21 protein-coding genes are annotated in these 24,873 nt (G+C 46.4%); 14 read left to right on the forward strand and 7 right to left on the reverse strand.

Annotation, left to right across the window (positions count from 1 at the left end; all coding sequences use genetic code 11):
* Nucleotides 1–122 precede the first annotated feature (122 nt).
* Together BC343_RS18685 and BC343_RS18690 are read right to left on the reverse strand one after the other, a co-directional pair.
* Nucleotides 123–1,196, reverse strand: coding sequence for an ATP-grasp domain-containing protein (locus BC343_RS18685; protein ID WP_078349311.1), 1,074 nt, complete (start codon nt 1,194–1,196; stop codon nt 123–125).
* A 70-nt stretch (nt 1,197–1,266) separates the two neighbouring features.
* Nucleotides 1,267–1,974, reverse strand: a complete 708-nt coding sequence (locus tag BC343_RS18690; protein WP_078349312.1) for an esterase family protein — start codon at nt 1,972–1,974, stop codon at nt 1,267–1,269.
* Nucleotides 1,975–2,111: 137 nt separating this feature from the next.
* Here BC343_RS18690 and BC343_RS18695 point away from each other — a divergent pair, with 137 nt between their 5' ends.
* The 14 genes from BC343_RS18695 to BC343_RS18765 all read left to right on the forward strand — a co-directional run bounded on the left by BC343_RS18695 (nt 2,112) and on the right by BC343_RS18765 (nt 18,721).
* Nucleotides 2,112–2,924: an alpha/beta hydrolase gene (locus BC343_RS18695; protein ID WP_078349313.1), complete on the forward strand. Its 813-nt coding sequence runs from the start codon at nt 2,112–2,114 to the stop codon at nt 2,922–2,924.
* A gap of 192 nt (nt 2,925–3,116) precedes the next feature.
* The gene (locus BC343_RS18700; protein ID WP_078349315.1) at nt 3,117–3,482 is read left to right on the forward strand and encodes a hypothetical protein; all 366 of its coding nucleotides are present in this window, start codon (nt 3,117–3,119) and stop codon (nt 3,480–3,482) included.
* A 32-nt stretch (nt 3,483–3,514) separates the two neighbouring features.
* The gene (locus tag BC343_RS18705) at nt 3,515–3,979 is read left to right on the forward strand and encodes a hypothetical protein (RefSeq protein ID WP_078349627.1); all 465 of its coding nucleotides are present in this window, start codon (nt 3,515–3,517) and stop codon (nt 3,977–3,979) included.
* A 194-nt stretch (nt 3,980–4,173) separates the two neighbouring features.
* Nucleotides 4,174–5,985, forward strand: coding sequence for a translational GTPase TypA (typA, locus tag BC343_RS18710; RefSeq protein ID WP_078349316.1), 1,812 nt, complete (start codon nt 4,174–4,176; stop codon nt 5,983–5,985).
* A 170-nt stretch (nt 5,986–6,155) separates the two neighbouring features.
* Nucleotides 6,156–7,475, forward strand: a complete 1,320-nt coding sequence (locus BC343_RS18715) for a flippase (RefSeq protein ID WP_078349318.1) — start codon at nt 6,156–6,158, stop codon at nt 7,473–7,475.
* Entirely contained in the window at nt 7,472–8,125 is a 654-nt protein-coding gene (locus BC343_RS18720) for a class I SAM-dependent methyltransferase (RefSeq protein ID WP_078349319.1), read from the forward strand. The genes BC343_RS18715 and BC343_RS18720 overlap by 4 nt, the downstream gene beginning before the upstream one ends.
* Nucleotides 8,126–8,127: 2 nt before the next feature.
* A complete protein-coding gene (locus BC343_RS18725; protein ID WP_078349320.1) occupies nt 8,128–11,745 on the forward strand; it encodes an Ig-like domain-containing protein in 3,618 nt (1,205 codons plus the stop codon).
* Nucleotides 11,742–12,740, forward strand: a complete 999-nt coding sequence (locus BC343_RS18730) for a PorP/SprF family type IX secretion system membrane protein (protein WP_078349326.1) — start codon at nt 11,742–11,744, stop codon at nt 12,738–12,740. The genes BC343_RS18725 and BC343_RS18730 overlap by 4 nt, the downstream gene beginning before the upstream one ends.
* Before the next feature lie 9 nt (nt 12,741–12,749).
* Complete coding sequence (locus tag BC343_RS18735; protein WP_078349327.1) at nt 12,750–14,681, forward strand: OmpA family protein; 1,932 nt, start codon at nt 12,750–12,752, stop codon at nt 14,679–14,681.
* Nucleotides 14,682–14,741: 60 nt separating this feature from the next.
* Nucleotides 14,742–15,515, forward strand: coding sequence for a class I SAM-dependent methyltransferase (locus BC343_RS18740; RefSeq protein WP_078349328.1), 774 nt, complete (start codon nt 14,742–14,744; stop codon nt 15,513–15,515).
* A gap of 125 nt (nt 15,516–15,640) precedes the next feature.
* On the forward strand, nt 15,641–16,018 hold the full coding sequence (locus BC343_RS18745) for a GxxExxY protein (protein WP_078349329.1): 378 nt from the start codon (nt 15,641–15,643) through the stop codon (nt 16,016–16,018).
* A 92-nt stretch (nt 16,019–16,110) separates the two neighbouring features.
* Entirely contained in the window at nt 16,111–17,022 is a 912-nt protein-coding gene (locus BC343_RS18750) for a glycosyltransferase (protein WP_078349330.1), read from the forward strand.
* A 250-nt stretch (nt 17,023–17,272) separates the two neighbouring features.
* Nucleotides 17,273–17,515: a hypothetical protein gene (locus tag BC343_RS18760; RefSeq protein WP_078349332.1), complete on the forward strand. Its 243-nt coding sequence runs from the start codon at nt 17,273–17,275 to the stop codon at nt 17,513–17,515.
* Nucleotides 17,516–17,626: 111 nt separating this feature from the next.
* Nucleotides 17,627–18,721 carry an AI-2E family transporter gene (locus BC343_RS18765; protein ID WP_078349333.1) on the forward strand — a complete coding sequence of 365 codons (1,095 nt, stop codon included), beginning with the start codon at nt 17,627–17,629 and terminating at the stop codon, nt 18,719–18,721.
* A 7-nt stretch (nt 18,722–18,728) separates the two neighbouring features.
* On the opposite strand, the gene BC343_RS18770 is transcribed toward BC343_RS18765, so the two are convergent.
* The 5 genes from BC343_RS18770 to BC343_RS18790 form a co-directional block, all read right to left on the reverse strand.
* Nucleotides 18,729–19,694 (reverse strand): hypothetical protein, encoded by a 966-nt coding sequence (locus tag BC343_RS18770; RefSeq protein WP_078349334.1) that lies wholly within the window; start codon nt 19,692–19,694, stop codon nt 18,729–18,731.
* Between the two features lie 9 nt (nt 19,695–19,703).
* Entirely contained in the window at nt 19,704–20,675 is a 972-nt protein-coding gene (locus BC343_RS18775) for a hypothetical protein (protein ID WP_078349335.1), read from the reverse strand.
* Nucleotides 20,676–20,737: 62 nt separating this feature from the next.
* Nucleotides 20,738–21,463, reverse strand: a complete 726-nt coding sequence (recO, locus tag BC343_RS18780) for a DNA repair protein RecO (RefSeq protein WP_078349336.1) — start codon at nt 21,461–21,463, stop codon at nt 20,738–20,740.
* On the reverse strand, nt 21,453–21,821 hold the full coding sequence (locus tag BC343_RS18785; RefSeq protein WP_078349337.1) for a diacylglycerol kinase family protein: 369 nt from the start codon (nt 21,819–21,821) through the stop codon (nt 21,453–21,455). The genes recO and BC343_RS18785 overlap by 11 nt, the downstream gene beginning before the upstream one ends.
* A gap of 31 nt (nt 21,822–21,852) precedes the next feature.
* Nucleotides 21,853–24,825: a PAS domain-containing protein gene (locus BC343_RS18790; protein ID WP_078349338.1), complete on the reverse strand. Its 2,973-nt coding sequence runs from the start codon at nt 24,823–24,825 to the stop codon at nt 21,853–21,855.
* Nucleotides 24,826–24,873: the final 48 nt, after the last annotated feature.

The raw sequence follows: 24,873 nt of genomic DNA on the forward strand, positions 1-24,873 counted from the left end.
CGTCATGTTGAATTTATTTCAACACCCCATCATATAAGCCGCCACAATACTATGTCGCCATGCAAGCCGCCTACCTGTCCTGTGGGGTCCTGAAACAAGTTCAGGATGACGTTTATATTATTTTATTTCTTCGCCGCCTTCTTAGGCGCTGCTTCCTTTTTAGGTGCTGCTGCTTTCTTCGGTTTTGGCTCGGCTATGGTGGCTACAGTTACATCTTCGGCCTTAGCTGCCTTTGCCGATGCAATGAGCGGTTTACCTGCTGCACCTGTTTTTACAAACTCGCCCCAGGTAAGGTTGTCCTTACCATCTTTTTGTGCTTTGGCGCGCTCAATAGCATAATCGGCAGCGGTTTCTACCACCCATTCAAAGTTGTCCTGGCCAACGCTGGTCACTTCGGCATCGGGTGCCGGGTTGCAAAAATCAATGGCATAAGGTATACCATCGCGCACGGCAAATTCTACGGTGTTAAAATCGTAGCCGAGGTATTGGTTCAGCTTCAGCACATATTCGGTCACTTTATCCAGCATGGCTTTAGCTGCGGGAGCTTTGCCGTGCTCATAGCGCAGGTGGTGTGGGTTGCGCGGCTCGTACTGCATTATGCGCACATGCTTGCCGCCAATGCAATAGCAACGGAAGTAATCGTCAAAAATAATTTCTTCCTGCAACAGCATTACCAATTGGCCGGTTTGGGCGAATTTCTCCCAAAGGTCTTCCTTGTCGCTTATCTTGTAAACATCGCGCCAGCCGCCGCCATCAAAGGGTTTCATATACGCTGGGAAGCCTACGTAATTAAATATCGCATCCCAATCCAGCGGGAAGGCCAGGTTACGGAACGAGCGATCGGTAGTGCTGTCGGGATGGTCTTTCGAGGGTAACAGTACGGTTTTTGGTACCTGTACGCCGAGTTTTACGGCAAGCGCGTTGTTAAAGAATTTCTCGTCGGCGCTCCACCAAAAGGGGTTATTGATAACCGCAGTGCCGGTAATAGCTGCGTTTTTTAACGATGCGCGGTAGAAGGGCACATCCTGCGATATACGGTCAACAATAACCGAATAGCCCAGCGGCTCGCCCTGCACCATTTTATCAATGCGGACAAACTCTGCCGAGATGTCTTTGCCTGCTTTTTCGTTTATCCGGTCGACAAATGCCTGCGGAAACGAATTTTCCTGCCCGAATAGAATGCCAATTTTTTTCATAAGGATGTGTTATAGTAGATTTTTATGTCTTGTCTCTTGATTCTTATCTCTTGACTCTCAATTCCCGGTTCTATTTTATCGTAGATAAATAATGCGGGAACATTTCTTTCCATATCGGCCAATCGTGGTTGGCACGGGGGCGTATGTCCAACCAGTGGTTAATGTTCTTCGCTTTTAATATGTTCGACATCTGGATGTTGTACTCTTTACAAATATCGTACTCAGATGTCCCCAGGATGATATTCATCTTCCAAAGCCACTCGTTATTGCTGCCCGGCACAAAATCTACCGGGTTATTATAATACACATTATCGTCGTGGTAGCCATCGGTAAACATCTTGATGTCAAAAGCGCCGCCCATAGTAAACAGGTGGGCAACTTTTTCGGGATGTTTAAAGGCAAAATTGGCCGCATGGTAGCCGCCAAAACTACAACCCGCAACGCATACGCGGCCTACGCCGGTTTCGTGCTGCGCCCAGGGGATCAGTTCGTCGGTGAGCATTTTATCGTACCAGGCGTAGTTACGGGCGCGGTCGGCAGGGTGTATGCCTTTATCGTACCAGGTGCGGTCGTCAATGGTGGCGGGGCAATAAATTTTTACCAAACCTTCGTCAACAAACCAACGTACACTATCAATAAGCCCCATATCCTTGTTTTGGTAATAGCGGCCTTTGGTGGTTGGGAACAGGATAACCGGGTACCCGCGGTCGCCAAAAACCAGCATTTCCAGGTCGAGGTTAAGGTTTGGCGAATGCCAGCGGTGATATTGTTCCTTCAAAGCAGATGTGTTTATGAGGGTAAGTTACCAGTATCGGATGTAAATGTCAACACTACGCCAAATAATTCTGTTTTAGTTAATTTAATAAAACTATAGCCGTATTTTTGTGCCCTTTATTTATTAATTTGAACTTGTACATGTTTAGTACAACTATTGAAATGGCCATCACTCAGCAGGAACTCATCATTAATTCGAGCGCGCTTGGCCGCGAAGTTACCTGCACTTTATTAATACCCGATAATGCCGGCATAGCCCCCCTGCACTTATTACTGCTTAACGACGGGCAGGAACTGGAAAACCTGAGATACACCGAAACTTTAGAATACCTCTACGACCGTAATTGCCTTAAACCGCTGTTGACCGTTGCCATAAATGCAGGCGACGACCGCATACAGGAATACGGCATTGCCGGCAAGCCCGATTACAAAAAGCGTGGCGCCAAAGCCGACGCGTACACCCAATTCATAGTTACCGAATTGTTGCCCGAGATACATAAAGCAACCGGCATTGAGCATTTCGAAAGCACTGCCTTCGCGGGATTTTCGCTTGGTGGCTTAAGCGCTATGGATATTGCCTGGAACAACCCGCAACTGTTCGATAAGGTTGGCGCATTTTCAGCTTCTTTTTGGTGGAGAAGTAAAGACCTTACCAAAGGCTACACCGAAGACGACCGCATCATGCATGCCCAGCTAAAAAGCAGCACCACCAAACCCAAGCTAAAATTCTGGCTGCAAACCGGCACCAAAGATGAAACCGCCGACAGGAACAAGAATGGCATCATCGATTCGATAGATGACACCATCGATATTATCAAAGAGCTGGAGAAGAAAGGCTACACCCGCCCGGCAGATATTCGCTACTTAGAGGTAGTAGGCGGCCAACACGATACCGAAACCTGGGGCAAAGCCATGCCTAAGTTTTTGCAGTGGGCTTTCGGGCACACGATGTAGGGGACTTGCGCGGTTGGTTTACAGGATTTAATGATTTTTGTTGGGGATTTCACCGATAGGGGTTGATTCCACAGATTTTTAATGATATCCTTAGTGGTAGAACACGATTTTGCTTAGCACGGTTGTTTTACAGGATTTCAGGATGAATGGATTAGGCAGGATTTTTTTTGAAGAAGTTAACTAACTTAGAGCATGGAAAATAGTGAGTTATTTGAAGCTATAGAAAAATTGCCATACCACTCTAAATGCCAGGTACAGCATCTCGTAATAAAATTGGTCAGGGAGGCTAAGCAAGATCCTTATTACGCCGAGCGTTTTAAAGATATTGGTGGCTTGATGGCGGACGACTTTGATGCGCCATTAAAAGAGTTCCATGATTACATGTACACAATGGATATAGATTTTATTAATAAGATCGAGAAATTGCCCGTGGCTTCACAAATGGAATTGGAAGCTATTACTGACGAAATGCTTGTTAATCTAAAAAAAAGAGAAAGCTTAGCGCCCGGCTTGTGCGCGCGTGCCGCGCGTTCCTCCAATAAATTCAACATACTTTAAAATATCCCTCCCGCTCATTCGTCTGCATGGGTATGTATAACCTTATTCTTCCGCTGCATTCGTTGGTACGCTGGCTGGTGCTTATTAGTTTGCTTGCTATTATTTTCCGTTCGTATTTTGGTTGGTTGGGTAAGAAGGAGTACTCTAAGTTTGATGAAAGGCTTAGGCTTATTGCCGTTACTATTGCCCACATTCAGTTTATGATAGGGGTATGGCTGTATTTTATCAGCCCTATTACCAATTGGTTCATGCATAACTTTAGTGAGGGCGTGCGCCTGCGCGAGATACGCTTCTTCGGTATGGAGCATGTTACCATGATGCTGATAGCCATTACGGTGGTTACCATCGGCGGCTCTAAGGCCAAGCGTAAGGTTATCGCTCACGATAAATTCCGCACGCAGGCTATTTGGTTCACTATTGGGTTGCTTATTATTTTAAGTTCTATCCCATGGGCGTTTTCGCCATTAGTGCACAGGCCATGGTTGAGGGGCTTTTAAGATAAATCGTGGTGGTCAAGATGCGTATGCTCATTAATTCTCATCCACTTGCACACCTGCACGTGCGCATATCTGCACATCCGCCCGTGTTATCCAACAATTAACTCTCCATCAAACAATTGTAAAAAGCACACCACTCTTTTTTATACCATATATAAAGCGTACCTTTGCGGAAAATTTAGAGTACGCATTTTATGCAAAAAATTAGAAATATAGCGATCATCGCACACGTTGACCACGGTAAAACTACCTTGGTTGATAAGATCTTACACAGCTGCGAGATCTTCCGCGACGGACAAGAAACCGGCGAACTGATCTTGGATAACAACGACCTGGAGCGCGAGCGTGGTATCACCATCGTATCTAAAAACGTTTCGGTTAAGTACAAAGATGTTAAGATCAACATTATTGATACCCCGGGCCACGCCGACTTTGGTGGCGAGGTTGAGCGTGTATTGAAAATGGCCGATGGCGTGTTATTGCTTTGCGATGCGTTTGAAGGCGCCATGCCTCAAACCCGCTTCGTAACCCAAAAAGCTTTGGCTCTGGGCCTTAAGCCAATTGTGGTTGTAAACAAAGTGGATAAGGAGAACTGCCGCCCCGAAGAAGTTTACGAACAAATTTTCGAGCTTTTCTTCAACCTTGAAGCTACCGAAGAGCAACTGGATTTCCCGGTTATCTACGGTTCATCTAAACAAGGCTGGATGAGCACCGACTATAAAAAACCAACGGAAGATATCTTCCCGTTGATGGATGCTATTTTGGAGAACATTCCGCCTGCACCTATCAATGAAGGTACACTGCAAATGCAGATCACCTCGTTAGATTATTCTTCTTTCGTTGGCCGTATAGCCATTGGCCGTGTTGCCCGTGGTACTATCAAAGAGAACCAGCCGGTTAGTTTGGTAAAACGCGATGGCAAAATTGTTAAATCGCGTATTAAAGAACTTTACACTTTCGAAGGTTTGGGTAAAGTAAAAGCTGCTTCGGTTTCTGCAGGTGATATCTGCGCCGTTGTAGGTATAGAAGGTTTTGATATTGGTGATACTATTGCCGATTTTGAGAACCCTGAACAACTGGAGGTTATCAAAATTGATGAGCCTACCATGAACATGATGTTCACCATCAATACCTCTCCTTTCTTTGGTAAAGAGGGTAAATTTGTGACCTCACGCCACCTGCGCGATCGTTTGTACAAAGAGATGGAGAAAAACCTGGCGCTGAAGATCGTTGAAACCGAATCCCCGGATTCTTACCTGGTATATGGCCGTGGTATCCTTCACTTGTCTGTACTGATCGAAACCATGCGCCGCGAAGGTTACGAGTTACAGGTAGGCCAGCCGCAGGTTATTGTTAAAGAGATTGACGGTGTTAAATGCGAGCCGGTTGAAACCCTGATTGTTGACGTACCTGCCGACGTTTCGGGTAAAGTTATCGAGCTGGTTACTCAACGTAAAGGTGACCTGTTGATCATGGAGCCAAAAGGCGATTTGCAACACTTAGAGTTCGAGATACCATCGCGCGGTATCATCGGCTTACGTAACAACGTGCTTACTGCTACTGCAGGTGAGGCTATTATGGCTCACCGCTTTAAAGCATATGAGCCTTGGAAAGGTGTTATCCCCGGCCGTTTGAACGGTGTATTGGTATCTATGGATACCGGTAAAACTACGGCTTTTGCTATTGACAAACTGCAAGATCGTGGCCGTTTCTTCATCGATCCGGGTGTTGATATTTACGAAGGCCAGGTACTGGGCGAGCACATCCGCGATAACGATTTGGTTATTAACTTAACTAAGGGTAAGCAGTTAACCAACATGCGTGCATCAGGTAGCGATACCAACGTGCGTATTGCACCTGCTATCAAATTCTCGCTGGAAGAGTCGATGGAGTACATCCAGGCCGATGAGTACATTGAGGTAACTCCGCAAAGCATCCGCCTGCGTAAAATTTACCTGAACGAGAACGAGCGTAAAATAAACGCCAAGAAGTTCCAGTCGCAGTAATTGGAGAATGGTTGATTAGGTGAGTGGCTGATTATTTAACTGTCGCTGATCAAATCTATATACAAATAAACAGGCCGTCCGTTTTTAATGGATGGCCTGTTTGCTTTACAGCCTTTTCCAAACCATTCTCCCAATCAACCACTCACTAATCACTATATTTGCTCCACACTATGCGCATACCCTCCATTAAAGGTTTCGACCAGCAGGCTCTTGAGAAGTATTTTAAAAATACGGGGATGTCCTTTATTGGCAAGGTGGGCAGCCTGATTATAAAGATGGGGGTTACAGTGCTGGTTGCCCGTTACCTGAGTAAGGATAGGTTAGGTATTATAACCGGTGGTGTTACTTACGTTTACTTGTTTTCGGCACTGGCCACGTTGGGGCTCGATCAATTTGTGGTGAAAGAGCTACATCAGTTTCCCGAGAACCGCGATAAAATTTTAGGCACTTCCTTTTGGATGCGTATCGCCTCGGGTTTTTTAAGCATCCCGCTTATTTGGCTGGCCTACCAGGCTTATCCGGCTAAAGGCACGCCTTATACTTACATTTTTGTTTTTTCGCTCATTGGCATCACGCAGGCATTCAATATTATCGATGCGTACTTTCAATCGCAGGTACAGTCAAAGTATATTATGCAGGTGCAGGTGGTGGGTAATATACTATCGGGTATTATAAAACTGGTGCTTATTTACCTGCAGATGCCGCTTATTGCTTTTGTATATGCTTACGCGCTCGATTTTTTGCTTATTGCCGTAGGCTACTTGCTCACCTACCAGCGCAAAGGCCGCAGCATTGCCAAATGGAATTACAATGGGCAGCTTGCAGCCAAATTATTAAGCCACTCATGGCCTTTAATTATATCGGGCATCATGGTGTCGTTGTATATGAAGATAGATCAGCTGATGATTCAAAACATATCGGGCACAGCGGAAGCCGGCGCGTATGCTACTGTAGCCACCTTAAGCGAAGCCTGGAATTTTATACCAACCGTAATTGTTACCACGCTGTTTCCGGCTATACTCAATGCCCGGCGGGATGATATGGAACGCTACGAAAAACGTATCCAAAACCTGTACGATTTAATGGTTTATTTAAGCCTTCCCGCCGCTTTAATAGTCACTTTTGCCTCACCTTTAATTTACCAAATACTTTATACAAAGGAGTTTGCCTATGCCGCATCGGCTTTATCGGTACATATTTGGTCGGGCGTGTTTGTGTTTTTGGGGGCGGCCAACAGCCAATACCTCATTGCCGAGGGCTATAGCAAGCTCACATTTATACGCACGGGCTTTGGCGCCGTGGTAAACATTATATTAAACTTAATACTCATTCCTAAAATGGGCATGATGGGGGCGGCTGTAGCCACGCTGGTTGCTTATGCGTCATCGGCGTTTTTTGTGCTATTTATTCCAAAAACCCGCCACCAGGGTGTTATGATGTTACGATCTTTATTATTATCTTCACTTTTCAAAAAATTAACCAGGCCTTGAGCACATTTTCATCCCTATTAAAAGTATTAGGCAATCCCTCACATCTTCGGGCTTTGCTATCATTCAACAATAAAGGCTACCTTGATGATATTGGCTGGTTTAAAGCATTCGATAAAAAATCACCTGTTGATGAAGCCGGCAACCCTATACCATGGGTAACCTATTCTTTTATCGATTTTATAAAAGAACGTATCACCAAAAAGCACAAGGTTTTTGAATTTGGCTCGGGTAATTCCACCTTTTTTTATGCCAAATATGCGGGCAAAGTAGTTTCGGTAGAGCATGATAAAGACTGGCTGAATAAGATCAACAAATCTGATAAAAAGACCAAAAACTCGGAGATGATCTATTGCGAGCTGCACCGCGATGGCGATTACTGCCGCATGCCGCTTAAGCTGAACGAAAAGTTCGACATTATTATAGTTGACGGGCGCGACAGGGTTAACTGCTGCAAACAATCATTAGAGGCTTTAAACACCGGCGGCGTGGTAGTGCTTGATGATTCGGAACGCGAATCATACAAAGCAGGCGTAGATTTTTTGGTGACTGCCGGCTTTAAGCATTTATCGTTCAGCGGTATTTCGCCGGGCTTGTTTTACCGAAAATCAACATCAATATTTTACAAGGCCGATAACTGTTTAGGTATATAAAAATGCGGTTTAAACGGGTTGCTATAGCTTTATTGCTTTGTACGTTGGGCGCTGCATCGGCGCATGGCCTTGCCACATTATTAAGGCCCGTTATACCCCACGAGGCAGATAAACCGCCGCCCCAGATAAGCGCGGGCGCGGCTCGTTATAAACCACCTGCATTTTCGCGCCAAAATTCCGCTTTAAACCAATCGCCTAAACCTGTTATAGATCACACCAAAGTATTTGCCGGGTGTTACGATATTAATTGGGCCACCTGGAGTACTTTTGATGATGTAACCTCAACCACAGGTAACATTATTGATGCCGACGGCACCCCAATTAGCATCACCATGTCGGCCAATTACAGTTTCGGCTCAACTCCGGGGATATATAATTATCCCAGGCTTTCAAGCTATCCGGCAACTATACCTAATCAAACCGTACCTAAAACTACCTGGGCGGCCGGCGTGGGCGGCGAAACCACCATGTGTTTTTCCCGAAAAGTTACCAACCCCGTGCTATTGCTGGCATCGTTGGGCAGTACGCTTCCGCAGAGCGCAACTTTAGATTTTTCGGTGCCGTACGTTGTATTGTATGATGGCGGCAATATGGTATATAATAGCAGCACAAGGCTAACGGGTACCGAGGGCTACGCCATTGTAATGTTCCCCGGTGATTTTACCTGCGTTACCATCAAATCATCCACTCCCGAAAACTACACCAACCTTACCTGGGGTATACGCCCGCAGCCTTTTACAATCGGCTTTAACCAAAACGCCACTTGCGGAAGCACTGCTGTTACCGCCACAGGTGGTACAACCTATCAATGGAATGGCGGCGATACGCCTAACCAGGCAACCAACACTTTCCATACCAGCGGTACTTACCTGGTAACAGTTACCAATTCGTCGGGCTGTGTTACCAGTGCATCTGTAGATGTGGTGGTCAGCAATTCTGTTACACCATCTATCACGGCTTTTACTATTCCGCAGCAAAGCGGCGCTACTGTTATTAACGAAGCCAACAAAACCATTACCTTAACCATGCCTGCGGGCACCAACCTGGCGAGTTTAACGCCGTCTATTACGGTGCCATCAGGAACTACCGTGTCGCCTGCATCGGGCACAGCGCGTAATTTTACTAACCCGGTAACTTACACGGTAACCGGGGGCTGCGGGGTGGTAACTTATACCGTAAGGGTGTTGGCTGCTAAGCCTGCCACTACATGTGCGGGCGTGTCAAACATCATTACCGGCGATACGCCTACACCCGCAGGCACTTTTGCCTGGCAGGTTTTACAAGGCGGCAATTGGGTTAACGCACCCGGCACTATAAACGGTGCCAATTATCAAACCTCGGGGCTTGCAAATACTACTTCTGCAAACATTACTTATATACTTCGCAGGCAGGTAACCGCTGCAGGCGGGGTAATAACTTATGATTCTTTTTACGACCTCACGGTTGAGCCAACAATAGCCATAACTAACAATATCGCTACCGCGAGCGGCGTAAGTATGTTTTGCGCCACCGGCGACCCGGCCGCAATCACGGGGTCGGCGCCTGCCGGAGGAAACGGAACTTATACTTACCAGTGGCAGTCCTCTGCAGATAATATAACCTTTAGTAACATAGCCGGCGCCACCGCAAAAGACTACGACCCGCCGGCTATTACGGCCACTACTTATTATCGGCGTATTGTTTCATCGGGCAGTTGCAACACGCCCAATACAAGCAACGCTGTTACCGTTACGGTTGTTCCGGTTGCTGCAGGTAACGCCGTTACCGCGCCGGCTATAACATCTTTTTGCAGTACAGGAGACGCGGCCATTATTAACGGTACTACACCCACCGGCGGCGATGGCGTTTATCAATACCAATGGCAAAGCTCTGCCGATAATGTAACCTTTACTAATATAGCAGGCGCCACCGCGAAAGATTACGATCCGCCTGCTATAAATACTACCACTTACTACCGGCGCATAGTTACATCTGCCCCCTGCAGTACGCCGCTTACAAGTAACGTGGTTACTATTACTATTACACCTGCAGTAGCCAACAATACCATTACTGCCCCGGCCGTAACTTCGTTTTGCAACACGGGAGATGCAGCGGCTATAGTTGGGAGCACGCCCACCGGTGGTACTGGCACTTATCAATACCAGTGGCAATCATCTGCAGACAATACTACGTTTACAAATATTGCCGGGGCGAACGCCAAAGATTACGACCCTGCCATAAGCAGCACCACCATGTATTACCGCCGCTCGGTAATATCCGGCATCTGTAATGTGCCGGTTTTAAGTAACGTAGTAACCATCAATATACAGCCACAGCCGGGTAATGTAGTTGTTACGCCGGTAAACCCGGTTTGTGCAGGAAGCCGCGCAACCATATCAGTAAGCTCGCCCAATGCTGCACTTAGTTATTTTTGGTACGATTCGCCCGCCAAAGGGGCCATTCTATTCGCGGGCCCAACTTTTATCACCGGCCCGCTAACCGCCAGCCATACTTATTATGTAGAAGCATCCAACGGATCGTGCTCAAGTTTAGCTTTAACCAGTATTACAGTAACTACTATACCAGTGCCTGCTGCACCGGCATTGGTTAACCCTGTACCTGTTTGCAGCGGCACGCCTGCTACCTTAAATATAGCCGGGCCACAGGCCACATTAACCTACAACTGGTACAGCACAGCAACAGGCGGCACGCCAATTTTTACAGGCCCGCAGTTCGTAACCAACGCCTTAACGGCCAATGCAACTTATTATGTAGATGCTACCAATGCATCGGGCTGTATATCGCCGCGTACCACCGCCGGCGTAACGGTAAATGCATTACCTGCAATTACAGCGCAGGGCGTGACCGTTTGCGCAGGTAGCGGCGCCACACTCACGGCCAGCAGTACCGATAATAACGTTACCATAAGATGGTACCAATCGGCCGCGGGAGGGAGCAGTGTTTTTACCGGCGCCTCTTACCCGGCACCCGCCGTTAGTAGCCAAACTACTTATTATGCCGAAGCAACTAATAACTCAACAGGCTGTATATCGGCAACGCGTGCAGCGGCGGTTATTCAAATAGCGCAGCCGCTGCCGGCACCGGTTGTAACAACAGGTGATATTACAGCAACCAGCGTTACCTTTAAATGGGCAGCTGTAACCAATGCCACGGCTTACCAGGTAAGTACAGATAACGGGCAAAGTTTTAGCACACCAAGCTCGGGCAATGCCGGGCTCACACATACCATAACAGGGCTTACTGTTGGGCAAACTGTAAATATTATAGTGCGCGCCTCAGGTACACTAAATTGTTTGTTAAGCAGCAATTCGGCCACGGCTGCGGCAACAACGGTTGACCCTCTGGCCGACGATATATTTGTGGCCAACGGTTTTACGCCAAATGGCGACGGGAAAAACGATGTGGTTTATGTGCATAACGACAACATTAGCACCATGAAATTTTATGTGTATAGCCAATGGGGCGAACTGCTGTTCTCTACCCAAAACATACAAAACGGTTGGGATGGTACCTATAAAGGGCAGCCAGAACCGGCCGGGGTGTATGTATATTATGTACAGGCTACTATGAAATCGGGCAAGCAAGTGAATAAAAAAGGAACCATTACGCTGATCAGGTGAAAAAGATAATTCTCATTATAATAGTCTTGCTCCAGTTAGGGGCCATCGCCCGGTTACATGCCCAGGTTGATCCGCATTTTTCGCAATATTATGCGTATCCTTTATGGTTAAACCCGGCCTTAACGGGTGTTATAGATGGGCAAACCCGTATAAACGGCAATTTTAAAGAGCAGTGGAGCGGCCTGCCCAAAGGTTATAAAACAGGCGGGCTCTCGCTTGATACACGGGCAAGCGATAAGGTTGGCCTGGGTTTTAACATTATTAACCAGGCAGCGGGCACCGCGGGGTATAACTATTTTGCAGCCTACGGTTCTTTCGGCTATGGCATAGCCATATCAGGCGACGGCACGCAAAAACTGCACTTTGGTGTACAGGCAGGCCTCATCAATCGCAGTTTCGACCCTACCAAACTACAGTTGGATAATCAATATATCCCGGGCGGGGGCTTTGACCCTACAGTGCCCAATTTCGAAAACTTCAGCAGCACCAGTGGTACCGTTTTTGACGCAAGCGCCGGCCTCTTCTATTTCGATGGCGACCCTAATCATACAGCTAATGTTTTTGCAGGGGCCAGCCTGGCACATTTAACTAAGCCTAACGACCCATTTGCCACTACCGGTGTTAATAGCAAACTACCCTATCGTTTCAATGCGCATGGTGGCGTTAAAATAAAGGCGGGCTACGGATTCGACTTAACTCCGCATGCGCTTTACATTAGCCAGGGTAAAAACAATATTAAAGCAGCAGGCCTGTATTCTGAAATAAAAATGGACGACGACAATGCTTTACTGCTGGGTGGCATGTACCGCTTTGGCGATGCGGCTATGGCCTCCGCCGGCTACCATGTAAAGAGCCTGGTAATTGGTATGAGTTACGATTTTAATATTTCATCACTCCGGACTGCAACAAATGGCATGGGGGGCTTCGAGCTTTCTATTAGCTATGTGTTCCGTAAACATGCGGTAAACCCTGCAGAGGTTTGCCCGAGGTTTTAATGTGAAAATATGAGATCGACACTTTTAACACTTGTTGCCGTATTCATATTCAAAGGCGTGTTTGCCCAACAATACCGCGAAATAAAAAACCTTGCCGATAAAGATTTTGATGAGGGGAAATATTTTGAAGCAGCATACCAGTATGAGAAACTGGCCGATAGCAGTAAAGCTATTAATTTAGCTATACCCACCTATGTAGGCCGTAACCAAAGCCCCAAAAGGGCACGGGAAGAAAGGCCTTTTATTTACTACCGCCTTGCCGAATCGTACCGGTTGTATCAAAATTACCGCCTTGCCGAAAATTGGTACGCGCGGGTAATTGGTGCAAATTATGATGCAGACTATCCGCTTACCCGCCTGTGGTATGGCCTATGCCTGCGTGCCAACGAGCGTTTTGATGAGGCCATAACCCAACTGCGTAGTTTTATGGCCGATTATAAGGGCGATGCCAAGTATAAAACTATTGCCGGCCGCGAACTATCAGCAGCCTTGTATGCCAAACAGCAATATGCTGCTACGCCCTTAACCAGTATCGACAAGGCAAACATTGCTGTTAACAATGCCGGCGGCAATTATGCAATGGTGAAAAATAACGGCGAGGTGTGGCTTACCTCAACAGCCTACCACCAACAGGCAAAAAGATCTTTGAACAACATTTACCGTCAACAGGGCGATAGCGCTGTTGCTTTTGTTGCCGCTAACAGTAACTATGCCGATTATGGCACGCCTTCGCTTAGTAAGAACGGCGGGCGTTTGTACTTAACCGCATGGCATAAGGCCAACGGCAAAACCAGCCTGGCCATATACTATACCGTTAAGTTAAATAACCGTTGGGCTGCTATAAAAAGGCTTAACAAAAACGTTAATACCGATAATGCCAACGCCATGCAGCCGCGGGTAACTGATGATGGTAAACGTTTGTATTATGCTTCCGACAAACCCGGTGGTTTTGGCGGTACAGATATTTGGATGAGCGATTTGGATGACAACGGCGATGCCATAAACTCGGTAAATTTGGGCAGGCAGGTTAACTCTGCCGACGACGAGCAGGCACCATTTTTCGATAGCCTAAAAAACAGGTTGGTGTATAGCTCCAAAGGTTTTACCGGGATGGGCGGTTTCGATCTTTTTGAAAGCTATTATAGCGGTAACCAATGGCTGGCGCCTAAAAACTTAGGCTACCCGGCAAACTCGTCAAAAGACGACCTTTATTACTTTGCCGACCCAATCGATGCGCACCGCGCCTATATAAGTTCCGACCGACAATCTGATTGCTGTTTGGCAATATATGAATTAAACGAACAGCCGTTTGTTATTCGCATAAACCTTACCGCCTGCAACTCGGGCAGTATTTTGCACGATGCTACTGTAACGTTGATAGATGCCGATACTAAACGCGTTATACGCACTATTGAACAAAGTGTAAACGGCAGTTATGCTGTAAGCACATACGATAGGTATAACTATTTACTGCGTATAGAAAAAGCAGGCTATTTGGCCAAAACCCTGCCTATCAATAGCAAATTAACTACCAATACTTTGTATTCTTCCGAAATTTGCCTCGATGGATACACTGTAAACAAGCCCATAGCTATAAAAAACATCCTATATAATTACAGCACTGCCACCCTGCGCCCCGAATCGAAAATAGCTTTGGATACCGTTGTCGCTATACTTAACGAAAACCCCATGCTGAAGATAGAGCTGGCTGCCCATACCGATTCGGTTGGTACCAATGCTGCCAACCTTAAGCTTTCGCAGCTACGTGCAAACGCTTGTGTGGAGTATATAATTAGTAAAGGGATAGACAGAAAGCGGCTATATGCCAAAGGTTATGGAGAAAGCAAACCGGTTGCGCCAAATTCGCTGCCCAATGGGGCCGATAATCCCGAAGGGCGCCAGCTTAACCGCCGCACAGAGTTTACTATTTTGGGCAAATAAAACATTTTTGAACGTTTGCACAATACCCCTAACTTTACGGCTTAGCATATACCAAGTTTGATGCAACAAAACGCTATTAGCGGTAACGTAAAAACCGCCTACGACGAATTTTACCAAAAACACGATGAGGCCTGGCGTATGCTGGGTGCCAGGTACAAAGCGCAGCATATTATTGAGGTATGCGCCGGCAAAACCTTTGCTAAAGTGCTGGAAGTTGGTGCAGGCGATGGTAGCATATTAAAATACCTGTCCGACCAAAATTTCGCCCCCGAGTATCACGCGGTAGAAATATCTGACAGTGGTGTTGCCCACATTAAAGCGCGTAATATAAAAGGACTGGCATCGGTACAGGAGTTTGATGGTTACAAACTGCCGTTTGCCGATGATAGCTTCGATTTGATTATCCTGTCGCACGTGTTGGAGCATGTAGAACACGAACGCCTTTTGCTGCGCGAAATGAAACGTGTGGCCCGCCATTTTGTAATAGAAGTACCGCTTGATTACAAAGCCGGCGTTGATAAACGCATTAAACACTTTTTGGCATACGGGCACATCAACATGTATACCCCAACCAGCCTGCGCTATCTGCTAATGACCGAAGGCTACGAGGTTGAAAAAGACCTTACCTCAATGATAGAGCCCGAGGTGACAAAGTTTAACACCTACATTAACCAAAAGAAACCCAAAAGCATAATAACCGACCTGAAGATAGCTGCCGAATACAGCGTTAAAGGCATGTTAGCCAAGCTTGGCGGCGAAAAAGGGACGGAGAAGTATGCAAATGCATATACGGTACTTTGCGGGAAAAGTGGTGGTGCGGCGGAGATATTTTAAAGGTTGAGGTTTAGTGGTTAATTAACCGCAAAGAGCACAGAGATTTGCATGATGCCGAGCGCAAAGGACGCAAAGATTGTATAGTTCATTATTAAGTTGGATAGCTGATAATTTGAAGTTTTTATATGACAGAGAACGAACTTTCTAACAAAGTAATTGGGCTTGCTATTGAGGTGCATAATGCCCTCGGACCGGGTTTGTTAGAGAGTGCATACAAAGAGTGTTTGTTTTATAAGTTGGCTAAATCCGGCTTATTTGTAGAAAAAGAAAAACCACTGCCTATAATATTTGAAGAGGTGCGGCTCGATGTTGGCTATAGGCTTGATCTGCTGATAGAGAATAAATTAGTGATAGAGCTGAAAAGCGTTGAAGCCTTAAACGATGTGCATACTGCTCAAACTTTAACCTATTTAAAATTGGGGGACTATAAATTGGGCATCTTGATGAATTTCAATGTAGTAAAATTAAAAGATGGCATAAAACGGGTGGCAAACGGCATCTGATTTTATCTTAATTAACCAATTGCAAAGCCTTTGCGTACTTTGCGAAAATCTCCGCGCCCTTTGCGGTTAAATAACCAACAACATAATAAATTTTGCAACACCCCGCCCCCATAGCTCTATTCGCCTACAACCGTCCCGACCATACCCGACGGACTATAGAGGCGTTACAACAAAATTTCCTCGCCCCAGAATCGCGCTTGTTTGTTTTTTGCGATGGAGCCAAAACTGCTGCCGATGCAGAAAGTGTAGAACAGGTAAGGCAACTGGGTAAAGAAACTACAGGCTTCCTCTCGGTAAAGGTAATAGAACGGCCGCAGAACCTTGGACTGGCCAACTCCATTATCAGCGGCGTTAGCCAATTAGTTAAGGATTACGGCAGTGTTATCGTTTTCGAAGACGATCTTATTTCATCGCCCCATACCCTTCAATTTTTTAACGATGCATTGGAGTATTATAAAAATCAGAATAAGGTGATGCACATCAGCGCCTACATGCTGCCAATAGCGACAGATAACCTGCCCGAAACTTTCTTTTTTCGTGCGGCATTTAGCTGGGGCTGGGCAACCTGGGAACGCGCATGGAAACACTTCGAGCCGGATATTGATAAATTGATGCAGCAGTTCGATAAGGAGAAGATAAACCAATTCTCTATTGAGCACAGCATGAACTTTTGGAAACAGATGCAGGATTTTAAGGCCGGCCGCAACAATTCCTGGGCCATACGCTGGTATGCATCCGTTTTTCTGAACGGAGGGCTTACGCTAAACCCGCTGCATTCGCTGGTGCATAATATCGGGCACGATGGCTCTGGCACGCACTCTAACATCGAAAATACCTATGGCGTACAGGTAGCGCAGCAACGCGTACAATATTTCCCTGATGATATTGCCGAACACCGGGGCGCTTACGAGGCTATTAAATACTTCCTGAAAAACCGCAAGGGGGGGCTTATTAACCGCGGTATGCAGTTTATTAAGCAACTGAGAAGTAAATACCTGCGATAATTAGCATTTGAATTATTTGCTTAATGTTAACAGCTTTAGTTTTGTTAATAAATATATTACAAAATATTAGTCTGCTAAATCTATAGACATTATATTTGTGGTATTATTAAACCTATTATAAACCACTTGTTCTTTATGATTTAATAATAAGATCAGTAAAAAGCAAAAAAAGAGAGGGCCCGCAAGTTCTCTCTTTTCGTTTTTATAAACATGGTGCGGTTTTTGGTGTTGTACTAAAAAATCAAAAACCATGATAGACGAGAAAGATACCGCCCCGGCAGAAAAAGACGGCAAATACGAGTTTGTGATACACTACTCGGGCCGCGAAGTACCTTGCACAGTTGTAAAGGAGCAGGATAAACTCATAGTAACCATAGAAGACAATATAACGGCAGAGCTAACGCACAACGCCGACGGTAGCCTGGTACAAACCGGTGGCACCGATCTGGCCGATTCGGCTGTGGATTTCATCAAGAAAAGGATATTCGGTTAATACCTTTATTATACCTGCCCTGCCTGATAAACAGGGCTTTGCATTGCCTTCCTGCGAAACGCCCTCTTTCGCTTTAGCCAATATTTTCCTACATCTCCCTAATATTACTGCATGGCTATTAGCTACTTCAACCAAACTCTTAAGATATTACTGCTTTTAGTGCTCGTGTTCGGCATATTGTACATTGGTGCCCCGGTATTTATACCCCTAACCTTTGGTGCGGTGCTGGCTATGCTGTTGCTGCCCGTTTGCCATTGGCTGCAACGCCGCGGGTTAAATAATGGTTTGGCTTCGGGCTTAAGCGTTATTGCTTTGCTGCTCATCATAGGCGGGCTCATTTTGTTACTGCAAATGCAACTGAGCGATTTGGTGCAAGACTTGTCTAAAATACAGGAGCGCGTAAACGGAATTATAGCTAACCTGAAAGAGTATGTGCAGCATACGTTTGGCATATCTAAAACCGAGCAGCAAAAGATCATTAAAGAACAGCAGGGTGGAGGTATGGAAAAGGCGGCAGCATTGGTGACTACCTTGTTGGGTTCTTTCGCCGGGATATTGGTAGATGCTGTGTTGGTGCTGGTTTATACTTTCCTGTTCATTTATTTCCGCGCACATTTTAAAGCTTTTGTGTTGAGGCTGCTTAGCAGGCAAAACCACGCTACAGCTAAAGATGTATTGCAAAATGCCGGTACCGTTACGCAGCAATACCTGGGAGGGCTGGGTATGATGATAGTAATGCTGTGGATAATGTATGGCATTGGCTTCAGCATAGTAGGCGTGCAAAATGCGCTGTTTTTTGCCGTGCTTTGCGGCATACTCGAGCTGGTACCTTTTGCAGGAAACATTACCGGCACATCCATTACGGTACTAATGGCGCTGGCCCAAAGCGGCGATACCAAAGTGGTTGTAGGCGTTATTATCACCTATGCCTGTGTACAGCTTATCCAAACTTATATACTTGAGCCATTGGTTGTGGGCGACAGGCTCAACATCAACCCGCTGTTTACCATCCTCATCATCGTAATAGGGGAGGCCGTGTGGGGTATAGCAGGCATGATATTAGCCGTTCCGTTACTGGGCATCTTCAAAATTATTTGCGATAACTTTGAACCACTTAACGACATTGGCTTCCTCATAGGCCCGCCCAAAGAGAAAAAGAGCGAGGGCGGCAATTTTATTACGAGGCTGTTCAAGACTGGAAAGTAACCGCTTGTTACCGTGCGGCCACCGTATGGTCCTTAGCTATGCCCTTTACATGCAGCGATATTAAACTTGCATGCTTCATCCCTAACGATTGCCCCGGCACATCCGCCAGGTATTTTTTTAAATAACCGTTCAGGATAGCGGTAGAGTTGTGGATATAATTGTCCCGGTATTTGCCATCAGTGAAAGGGAATAGCGGTTTATCGTAATACATGTTGCCATCCTTATCTACATACACACTAAAAGAATACTTGAAATCGGCATAGGCTTTTTTGATAACGATATCGTAATGCGGGTCCATATAATCATCGGATACGGTGGAGTTTTCGAATAATGGGCCGGGGGCAGTTTTGCGTTTCTGTACTGTAAGTATAGGGCTTTTACTTACAAACTGAACAGGGTGCTGCGCGGCAAAAGCCTCTTTCATATCGGCGTTGGCTTTTTCTACCAATCCTTTTACAAAAAGGGTATCGCGCCTGCGGTAACGCTGTAAAACTTCGGCAGTGGTATGCAGTTTGTTTTTGATATAGTCGTCGGCATAAAACTTCATAAAAATTTTAGCGCCGGTTACATCCAGGGTATCTTCATGCGCCAACAGTAACTCAAACACCAGGCTGTCTTTACTCATGCGCCGCATTTTTAAATACGAACGGTTGGTGTTGATGATAGAATCCAGTCCGCAAGCTAAAGGGAAGTTGAGGAACTGCTTTTTTACGGGACTAAATAAGGCCACCGAATCTTTGGATACAAAACGCATGCGCCAGTCGGGGCTAAGGTGGTAGCCATACTCGTTAAACGATAGTCCGTTTTGCATAAAGCGGGCCACTTCGGTGTATGTTATGCCTTCTATCGATTTAAAAGATATAGGCCTTTTATTTACCCTATGCCGTGGGTTGTTATCGTGGCAGCCCATGGCAGAAACAACAACTAAGGCCAATGCAAATGCTTTAACCGGGAGTGTTTTTAATGATAGCATAAGGTATATTTATTTGTTAGCAGATACGGTTTGTGCAAAGGCGGGCTGCCTGCCATGTATATGCAGTGTTACTATACTGGTATGAGGGATGCCTAAAGTTTGGCCGGGTACAACGGTTAAATTGGGCTTTAAGTAATTATCTAAAATAAACTTCGATATCTTAACGTAATTGGCGGCAGCCTGGTCGTCGCCATAAAAGCCTACCATGGGCATGCGGTAGGTTATTTGCCCTTTGGCATCTACAAAAACAGAGAGCGAATAATCAAAGTGTTTGTATGCCTTACTCAGGGTAATATCAAACGTGGGCGTCATGTAATTATCGGCGTAGTCGTAATTATTGTAATATAGCTTTGGTGTGCGGTGCCAAAAAGACACCTGCATAGCGGGCCGCTTGCTAATGAAATTTACCGGTTGCTGTGCAGCAAACGCATTTTTAATATCGGCGTTGGCTCTTCCTATTAGTTTCTTCAAAAACACGCTATCTGCGTGGCTTACATGCCGGGCCTGGTCTATAGTGGCGTGCAGGTTGTTTTTAATGTAGTTATCGGCATAAAACGTCATCCGCACGGCAGAGTTGGTTCTATCGAGCGTGTCGTCCTTAGCCTGCAGCATATCCAGCACCATGCTGTCTTTACTCATGTGCAGCATTTTGAAAAACGAGTGGGAGGTGGCGAATATGGAATCTATCCCTCTGGATAAAGGAAAATTGACGAATTGCTTTTTCTCGGGGCTGTACAGCGCAACCGAATCTTTGGGTTCGAACCTCAATCGCCACTCGGGCGCGAGGTGGTAACCCTGCTCGTTAAACGACAGGCCATTCTTTTGCTTGCGCGATACTTCGGTGAAAGTAATACCTTCAACGGAACTGAAGGATATCGGCTTTTTGTTTTTTCGGAGCCTTGGATTGTTATAGTCGCACCCGGCAAAAACGATTGTTGCAGAGAGCAACAGAAGAAGGTGGAAGTTTTTAGGCAGAAACATCTTTGTATTGATATTTTATTCTGCCATAAATATAAATAAAGAAATTTAATTCTGTTTATTTTTTATCCTAAAACTTCTTCTAATACTTCGTGCGATTTGATGTAACCGAAACCCTCGATATGGAGGGCATAATATTCCAATAGTTTGTTGATGAGGTAACGGCGCTCATCGTTACTCAACTTTATTTCGCCGATGTGCCCGAAACCGCTCTCCAGCAGTAATTGGAAGTTTGCGGTATGCGGCGGCGATAGGTACGAAAGGCTATCGGGCCGGTAATTGCTAAACACGCCGTTACGCATATCAAAATAGTTAGCACTGTTAGCACCCTCGCTGTGCGGGTAAAAGCCCAGGTAGCGCGTAAGGCGAATGAGGAATACCAAATGGAAGTTGGCAAGCCCCTCGGTGGCATTGTCTAAAAACTCGATGGAGTTAAATAAGAAGTCGAACACAGCCTCATCGGGCGTCTGCTGTTTAATGGCTTTGTACAATACCTCGTTCAGGAACATCACGAGGCAGCTTTTAATAATATCGTATGGGATGCTGAGCAGCACAGGCGAATTTTTGAGTTCGGAGATACGCTGGATGTTGCCGGCTGGTTTGTGGTAAACCACCATATCAACCAAATGCAGCGGCTGCAGCATATTGCGGCTTATTTTTGCTTTTGGCTTTTTTACACCGTTGATGAGGTACGATTGCAGCCCGAATTTCTCGGTAAAAATCTGTACAACTACACTGCTCTCGCTATAGTCGGTAGTTTTAAAAACAATGCCGCGGGTTTTATGCAGCATGGTTAAAGAGCGCTAAAATTTTCGGCAGGAAAATGATACAGCCGGTTACCAATGCAAAAAAAGCAGTCACTAAAACAGCGGCGGCGCTAACGTCTTTCACATGGCCTGCCAGTTTGTTATACCCCGGCGATACCAGGTCGGTGAGGGTTTCTATGCCGGTGTTCAACAATTCGGTAAGCAACACCATAGCAATGCAGAGCGTTACCCAGTTCCATTCGGCGGCGCTTATCTGCAGGAAAAAACCCATCGCGATAGCTAAAAGCCCCGCAAATACGTGCACCCTGAAGTTGAGTTGGGTAGTGTACGCATATTTTAAACCGTTAAAGGCAAAGCCAAAACCACGAATAAACTTTTTCATTTACCTGTTAAGATATGCAAATCTGCACAAATTAATTTACAGGCAGCGTAAAGTAAAAGGTAGAGCCTTCTCCGTTCCCGCTCTCCACCCATATGCGGCCGTCGTGGCGCTGCACTATCTCGGCGCAGAGGTATAGGCCAATACCGAAGCCCGATACAGTGAGCATATGGCTGCTTTCTACCCGGTAGTATCGGTCGAATATTTTTTCGATATCCTGTGGTTTTACGCCCATGCCCTGGTCTTTTACGCTCACCTGCGCCATATTATCAACCAGGCGGCATTCCACGTCAATATTTTTGCCCTTGGGCGAATACTTAACGGCATTGCTCAATAGGTTTGATATTACCGAGCCAATTTTATCCCTATCGGCATCCACGGTAATTGGTTCCGAATGGCTGAAGGTTACCACATGGCTGGCCACGGTTAAGCGCGCATCACCTATCATTTCGGAGATCAGGTCATCCAGCGAGAACTCCTGTTTGCTCAAAAATATCTTGCCCGATTCCAGTCTTGATACATTCAGGAAGCCATTGATCATGGTGCTCATCTTCTTCACCTGTGTGTTTACTTTTTCAAGCGCGCTGGTGGTAAAGGCATCATCGTTATTGCGCGCTTTGGCGTAAAGCATTTGGGCGTAGGCGCTGAGCGAGGTGAGCGGCGTTTTCAACTCGTGGCTTACCATGCCTATAAAGTCGTTCTTGCGCATCTCATCTTCCTTCTGCTCGGTAATATCAATGATGAGGCCCGAGAAATGTACGGGTTTGCCGTTATCATCGGGATACATTTTACCGTAGGCGCGCACCCAGCGTTTCTTCTGGTCGTGGTGGCCTATCAGCGGGTGCTCCATAATATAATCGCGGCCGGTGGCTATGGTTTGGGCTATCTCGCTGCGTACTTTTTCCTGGTAGCCATCGGCAATGGTTTCGGCAACCATATCAAAGGTTACGTCCTCATCCGCATAAAAACCAAACTGCTCTTTCAAGCGTGGCGATACGTTAAACTCGTGCGTATCGGTATTCAGGAACCAGGTACCCACGTTAGCCGCCTCAATGGCAAAACGGGTTTGTTCTTCAGCCTTTTGCACCTCTTTACGTGCCAGCACCTGCTCGGTAACTACATTGGCCACCAATACAATGCTGGTGGTTTGCCCTTTATTATCTTTTAAGGGGTGGTATACAAAGTTGGAATATACTTCTTCTATTTTGCCGTTCTGCTCCAGCAGGGCCTTCACTTCATCGCCATAGTAAGCTTCGCCTGTAGCAAATACTTGGTCCAGCAGGGGCAAAAACTGCTGGCCTTCCAGTTCGGGTACGGCAACGCGTAACGGTAGGCCAATAACGCTGTCATCTTTCCCCCAGGCGGCAAGCACCATTTTGTTGGCACTTTCTACAATCATATCGCGCCCGGTAAGCAGCGCAATGGCAATAGGCGCATCGGCCAGCATGTAGCGCAACTTGCCCTCGCTTAGTTCCAGGTCTATAATGCTTTTTTGCAGGTCGAGCTGGGTTTCGCCCAGTTCTTCGTTAGTGGCGTAAAGCTCTTCGTTGGTGGCGGCCAGTTCTTCGTTAGATGCAGATACCTCTTCGTTAAGGGCCTGCAGCTCTTCGTTGATGGCCTGCAGTTCTGCTTCGCTTTTTTCTATTTGCTTACGTGCCTCCACTACTTCCGATACATCAAATACCGATACCATGATAGATTCTACCTCACCATTTTCGGCAAACAGCGGGTCGTACGAGAAGTTGACATATAGGTGTTTATTGCCTTCGGCGGTATTAATGTCTACCTCAATCTCGGGCAGTGCCAGACGCTTGCCGGTATCAAATACCTCGTACAGCATGTCCGGGAAAGGCTGGTCAAGCAATTCTGGGAATACATCCAGCAGCTTTTTGCCCATAACCTCTTCGCGCGTACGGCTCCAAATATCCAGTACCGATTGGTTGGCAACGGTTATCACCAAGTCGCGCCCTTCAAAAATGGCCATGCTGATGGGGGTATTCATCACCATATCGCCAAGTCGTTTTTGGTGGTGGCGGGCTTTGTTGGCAGCATCAACCTGGGCGGTAACATCACTGGCCACTACTATTACACCGGTGGTTTTGCCGTCGGCATCTTTAAACGGATGGTTTATGAAAGTAAAGTAGCGTTCTTCTAAGCCACCGTTGCGTCGCAGCCAGGCACGTTCCTGCGTACCATGGTAAGGCACATCGGTAGCGTAAACCTCCTGCATTATCTTAATATAGGGCTGCTCTTGCATCTCGGGCAAAATATCGCCCAGCGGCATACCCAATACCGAATCGTCTTTGCTCCACAGCTCCAAAAACTTGCCGTTCACCATATCAAGCACCATATTATGCCCGCTGAACAAGCCAATGGCAACCGGCGCCTGCGATATCATGTTGCGGAAGTTGGCCTCGCTTTCGGCAAGGGCTTTGGTGCGCCTGGCCACGCGGTCTTCCAGTTCTATGTTCAGTTGTTGTAGCTTTTCCTGTGTGAAGTTTAGCTGATCGTTAGTGGCTCGCAGTTCTTCAATGGTAGAGGCCAGTTCTTCATTTGCGCCCTGCTCGCGTGTAAGTGCGGCTTCCAGCCGCTCGGCAGATATTAAAGCTTGCCTGCTCAGGTACCGCTCGGTAACATCTGTAGCGGTGTGTAAAATGGCGTAGGTTTTACCCGCATCATCTTTTAGTGCGCGGTATTCAAAATCGAAATAAGATGTTTTTAGTTCGCCGCCTATCTCTATATCGGCGGCGGTATCTACGGCTTGGTAGGTTTTACCGCTCGTCCAAACGCGCTTTAATATGGCTATAAATTGCTGGCTGGCCAGTTCGGGTACGCCAACTTCGAGAGGGAGCCCGGTAATGGAGCTATCTTTGCCCCACAGATCCAACATGGCCTTATTGGCCCATTGTATAATAATATCTTTAGTACGGTAAATAGCTGTAGCGTTTGCCGATAGGGACAAAACTTCCAGCAATTCGTCACTGCTAAAACGGGGATCAGTGTTCATTTAAAAAAGCAACGGATAGGTAAAATTAAGCTATAATTGATAGGTACA

Source organism: Mucilaginibacter pedocola (assembly GCF_002013915.1).
GTDB classification, from domain to species: domain Bacteria; phylum Bacteroidota; class Bacteroidia; order Sphingobacteriales; family Sphingobacteriaceae; genus Mucilaginibacter; species Mucilaginibacter pedocola.

Coding starts and splice junctions, on each gene's coding strand:
- BC343_RS18700 (WP_078349315.1), top strand. CDS start 3,117: ATGGAAAATAGTGAGTTATTTGAAGCTATAGAAAAATTGCCATACCAC.
- recO (WP_078349336.1), bottom strand. CDS start 21,463: ATGCTGCATAAAACCCGCGGCATTGTTTTTAAAACTACCGACTATAGC.
- BC343_RS18765 (WP_078349333.1), top strand. CDS start 17,627: ATGGCTATTAGCTACTTCAACCAAACTCTTAAGATATTACTGCTTTTA.
- BC343_RS18695 (WP_078349313.1), top strand. CDS start 2,112: ATGTTTAGTACAACTATTGAAATGGCCATCACTCAGCAGGAACTCATC.
- BC343_RS18685 (WP_078349311.1), bottom strand. CDS start 1,196: ATGAAAAAAATTGGCATTCTATTCGGGCAGGAAAATTCGTTTCCGCAG.
- BC343_RS18740 (WP_078349328.1), top strand. CDS start 14,742: ATGCAACAAAACGCTATTAGCGGTAACGTAAAAACCGCCTACGACGAA.
- BC343_RS18725 (WP_078349320.1), top strand. CDS start 8,128: ATGCGGTTTAAACGGGTTGCTATAGCTTTATTGCTTTGTACGTTGGGC.
- BC343_RS18715 (WP_078349318.1), top strand. CDS start 6,156: ATGCGCATACCCTCCATTAAAGGTTTCGACCAGCAGGCTCTTGAGAAG.
- typA (WP_078349316.1), top strand. CDS start 4,174: ATGCAAAAAATTAGAAATATAGCGATCATCGCACACGTTGACCACGGT.
- BC343_RS18705 (WP_078349627.1), top strand. CDS start 3,515: ATGTATAACCTTATTCTTCCGCTGCATTCGTTGGTACGCTGGCTGGTG.
- BC343_RS18785 (WP_078349337.1), bottom strand. CDS start 21,821: ATGAAAAAGTTTATTCGTGGTTTTGGCTTTGCCTTTAACGGTTTAAAA.
- BC343_RS18790 (WP_078349338.1), bottom strand. CDS start 24,825: ATGAACACTGATCCCCGTTTTAGCAGTGACGAATTGCTGGAAGTTTTG.
- BC343_RS18775 (WP_078349335.1), bottom strand. CDS start 20,675: ATGTTTCTGCCTAAAAACTTCCACCTTCTTCTGTTGCTCTCTGCAACA.
- BC343_RS18735 (WP_078349327.1), top strand. CDS start 12,750: ATGAGATCGACACTTTTAACACTTGTTGCCGTATTCATATTCAAAGGC.
- BC343_RS18760 (WP_078349332.1), top strand. CDS start 17,273: ATGATAGACGAGAAAGATACCGCCCCGGCAGAAAAAGACGGCAAATAC.
- BC343_RS18745 (WP_078349329.1), top strand. CDS start 15,641: ATGACAGAGAACGAACTTTCTAACAAAGTAATTGGGCTTGCTATTGAG.
- BC343_RS18770 (WP_078349334.1), bottom strand. CDS start 19,694: ATGCTATCATTAAAAACACTCCCGGTTAAAGCATTTGCATTGGCCTTA.